This window comes from Microcystis sp. M090S1, from assembly GCF_020246295.1.
Lineage (GTDB): Bacteria > Cyanobacteriota > Cyanobacteriia > Cyanobacteriales > Microcystaceae > Microcystis > Microcystis aeruginosa.
This window is the reverse complement of sequence record NZ_JADBTF010000428.1, coordinates 1-3,373: the sequence shown is the minus strand read 5'-3', so window position 1 is coordinate 3,373 and position 3,373 is coordinate 1. Positions and strand designations below refer to the sequence as shown.

General features: G+C 42.8%; 3 protein-coding genes and 1 pseudogene. All 4 read right to left on the bottom strand.

The window, feature by feature from the left end; all coding sequences use genetic code 11:
- Positions 1 to 13 precede the first annotated feature (13 nt).
- A pseudogene (locus IM477_RS18865) lies at positions 14 to 584 on the bottom strand (RNA-guided endonuclease TnpB family protein); the annotation flags it as partial.
- 210 nt (positions 585 to 794) lie between these two features.
- On the bottom strand, positions 795 to 1,334 hold the full coding sequence (gene gvpC, locus IM477_RS18860) for a gas vesicle protein GvpC (RefSeq protein WP_287674802.1): 540 nt from the start codon (positions 1,332 to 1,334) through the stop codon (positions 795 to 797).
- 442 nt (positions 1,335 to 1,776) lie between these two features.
- On the bottom strand, positions 1,777 to 1,992 hold the full coding sequence (gvpA, locus tag IM477_RS18855; protein WP_287627019.1) for a gas vesicle structural protein GvpA: 216 nt from the start codon (positions 1,990 to 1,992) through the stop codon (positions 1,777 to 1,779).
- Positions 1,993 to 2,366: 374 nt separating this feature from the next.
- Positions 2,367 to 2,609, bottom strand: coding sequence for a gas vesicle structural protein GvpA (gvpA, locus tag IM477_RS18850; protein WP_425589715.1), 243 nt, complete (start codon positions 2,607 to 2,609; stop codon positions 2,367 to 2,369).
- Between the last annotated feature and the right edge of the window lie 764 nt (positions 2,610 to 3,373).

Here is a 3,373-nt window from a genome sequence, read left to right as displayed (position 1 = left end):
TGATTCCCAAACCTCACGATTTAGGTTTCTGCTTCTTTCCCTTGCGGGGTTCCGCACCTGCCTTAACAGATTTACTCTGTTCTGGTCTTATGGTCGCTCTACAGACTGACACCGCAAGTCCTGCGGCCAAAATGTTTTTACTAGCGTTAATATCTCGGTCATGGTGTGTCCCACAGTCTGGACAATCCCATTCTCGAACATTTAACGGCATCTTCTCAGCAATATACCCACAATTACTACACCGCTTAGAACTGGGAAACCATCTATCTATTTCGAGGTAATTTCTCCCATACCAACGGCATTTATAGGCTAATTGTCGAGGGATTTCTCGCCAACTAACGTCAGATATTGCCTGAGATAATTTCGGGTTTTTGACCAGATTCTTGATGGCTAAATTCTCAACCACAATCGTTTGGTTTTCACGAACTAATTGAGTGGTTAGCTTGTGTAAATGGTCTTTTCTGCTATCTGTAATTTGGGCGTGAATCCTGGCTACTTTGATTCTCGCTTTTTCTCGATTCTTTGAGTCTTTTTTCTTCCTAGAAAGGCTTTTACGATGCTCTTCGCAGTCTCGGATAATACTTCATTTGCCAGAACCCTAGATCAGCCCAAACAGGAACTCACCACTCCTATGTCGAGTCTAGAAACTTAAACAAGCAGGACTAGCATGGTAGGTTTAAAACCAAAGGCTTATTGTTGTATTTTCAGATAGTCCTCTAGTTTAGCCATGAAAAGGGACTAGAGGGTTTTTACTCTAGCCCTAGGCTTAAGTGGGTTGGAATTAACCTAGAGATTTATTTGCCAAAAACGTAGATAGACAACTCTTGACGAAATTGACGCAAATCGTCTTTTAGCTGTTTCGCTTCCGCTAAACGTCGTTCTTGAAATTGACTCAAATCATCCTTCACCTGTTTAGCTCGATCTAGATGAAGTTGGCGTAAGTCGTCCTCTAGCTGTTTCGCTTCCGCTAAACGCTGTTCTTCGAATTGACTTAAATCCTCTTTCAGCTGTTTAGCTCGATCTAGACGCTGTTGACGTAGGTCGTCAGCTAGCTGTTTCGCTTCCGCTAAACGTTGTTCTTGAAATTGACGTAAATCCTCTTTTTGCTTTTCCGCTTGAGCTAAACGCTGTTTTTGGGTAGCTGTTAAAAACACGCGGCTGTCTTGTTGAACTTTTTGGAAAGACTCGCGCAAAGCAGTTGCCTGTTCTTGCGCTTGTTTTTGTCTTTCAGTTTTGACATCCAACAGAAAAGATTGGACTCCTCGCGAGAGTTCAGCTACTTCTTCAGCAATCGATAAACGCTCCAGGCGGAACTTTTCCATGAGAGCAGGCATGGGGTTGTCCTCAACTACTAAATACTATGGAATGGACTAGAGCCAATCACCCGTTGAAAAAAACATTCACGGGGACTGGGGGGAGAGACAGTAGATTCCGACTTTTCTTATTATCCAAAAGTTGAGATAGAGATATACCACAGATCAAGGTGCGCGGCTTCCTACCCCAAGAATGGCTTTCTATTGCGAAAAATAGCGAGCCTTACATTCTGGCGATAGGCGGTAAACCTAGCTACAAGGGACAAAATCACGGTGACAAAAATAATTTGTATGGGTCTAGCTTTGTTTTTGCTATCCGTTGCCGTGCCGACCTTATTAATTGTAGACTATTGCGCCCCAAGAGAGGGGTGACTAAACTCAATAGGGATTTAAAGAAAAGCCGAGAATCTGGAAAACCCGGTAGGGTTTTAACTCAGCCGATGGGAGAATCTGGGATCAATCCTTAAGCAGGAACCGCTGCAGATTGAGTCAGACCAACGGCTTCAGCATATTTGAGGTAGGTTTCAACCGAAGCGATAACTACACGAGCTTCAATCGCTAATAATTCGATTCCCACCAGAGAGACGCGAACCCAAGCATCAATAACGATACCTTTGTCAAGGATACGATCGATAACTTCAGCCAAGCTAGAGGAAGAGTTAGTTTTTTCAACTGCCATGGTAATAGACCTTTTTGTTGTTTGTATAGATAGTGTAAAGTGCTGATCCAAAAGTTGAGATGGCGAACTACCCAAGACCAAGGGGCGCAGCTTCCTCACTAAAGAATTGCTTTCTATTCCGAAAAATAGTGAGCCTTACATTCTGGCGATAGGCGGTAAACCTAGCTACAAGGGACAAAATCACGGTCACAAAAATAACCTGTATAGGACTAGCTTTATTTTCGCTATCCGTTGCCGTGCCAACCCTATCAATTACAGATTATTGCGCCCCAAGAGACGGGTAACTAAACTCAACAGGGATTAAAGAAAAGCCGAGAATCTGTAAAACCCGGTAGGGTTTTAACTCAGCCGATGGGAGAATCTGGTATCAATCCTTAAGCAGGAACCGCTGCAGATTGAGTCAGACCAACGGCTTCAGCATATTTGAGGTAGGTTTCAACCGAAGCAATAACTACACGAGCTTCAAGCGCTAATAATTCGATTCCCACCAGAGAGACGCGAACCCAGGCATCAATAACGATACCTTTGTCAAGGATACGATCAATAACTTCAGCCAAGCTAGAGGAAGAGTTAGTTTTTTCAACTGCCATGGTAATAGACCTTTTTGTTGTTTTCATAGAAGGTGTACAGTGCTGAAGTCATGGAGGAGTCAGAAATCCATTTGGTTTTTCTTCCTTCATCACTTCCGCAATTTGAAGAATAACACCTTTATTTTGTCCTTGTCAATATCTAATCTCGATTTTTTAGTTAAGAAGTATGTAGTCATTTCTCATTTTTTTAGTTAAGAAATGCAATCAATTCTCAGTTTTGTGCTTAAAAAATGCAGTCAATTCTCAGAAAAGGCGGGTTAAGGTCGTTGCTGGTACCCTTTTTTCTGAGCAAAACTCCCTATTTGAACGGCTGGACGAGCGCACCTAAAAACAATACAAATATTTGTGCTTAAGAAATGCAGTCAATTCTCAGAAAAGGCGGGTTAAGGTCGTTGCTGGTACCCTTTTTTCTGGGCAAAACTTCCCATTTGGTTGGACGGCTGGGCGAGCGCACCTAAAAACAATACAAATACAAGAACCTTGCAGGGATAACTGGACTTCCCCCCAAGAAAAATAATGAAACCCTTACCGCAAGGTAGTCTTGGCGATCGACTTGGTCAGACCGTCAGGTAAATGGCTGGACTTCCCCCGTATAAACATACTAGCTATGGCTAAAAGTCTTACAGAGCCTGAGTTCAAGCAATACAATACCAATGAACTACTGGACACAAAATCCTGAAGTTCTTACTGGGACTTAGGCGTTTTCGGTCAGCAAAAAAGGCTCAAACCATTACGGGACAAAGGGTTAACCTCGATTTATGATTTTCCTTGATCTATCTGGGTTTCAGCGA

Excerpts from the sequence above, each read along its gene's own strand:
- gvpC (WP_287674802.1), bottom strand. The coding sequence starts at position 1,334 with ATGCCTGCTCTCATGGAAAAGTTCCGCCTGGAGCGTTTATCGATTGCT.
- gvpA (WP_287627019.1), bottom strand. The coding sequence starts at position 1,992 with ATGGCAGTTGAAAAAACTAACTCTTCCTCTAGCTTGGCTGAAGTTATC.
- gvpA (WP_425589715.1), bottom strand. The coding sequence starts at position 2,609 with ATGAAAACAACAAAAAGGTCTATTACCATGGCAGTTGAAAAAACTAAC.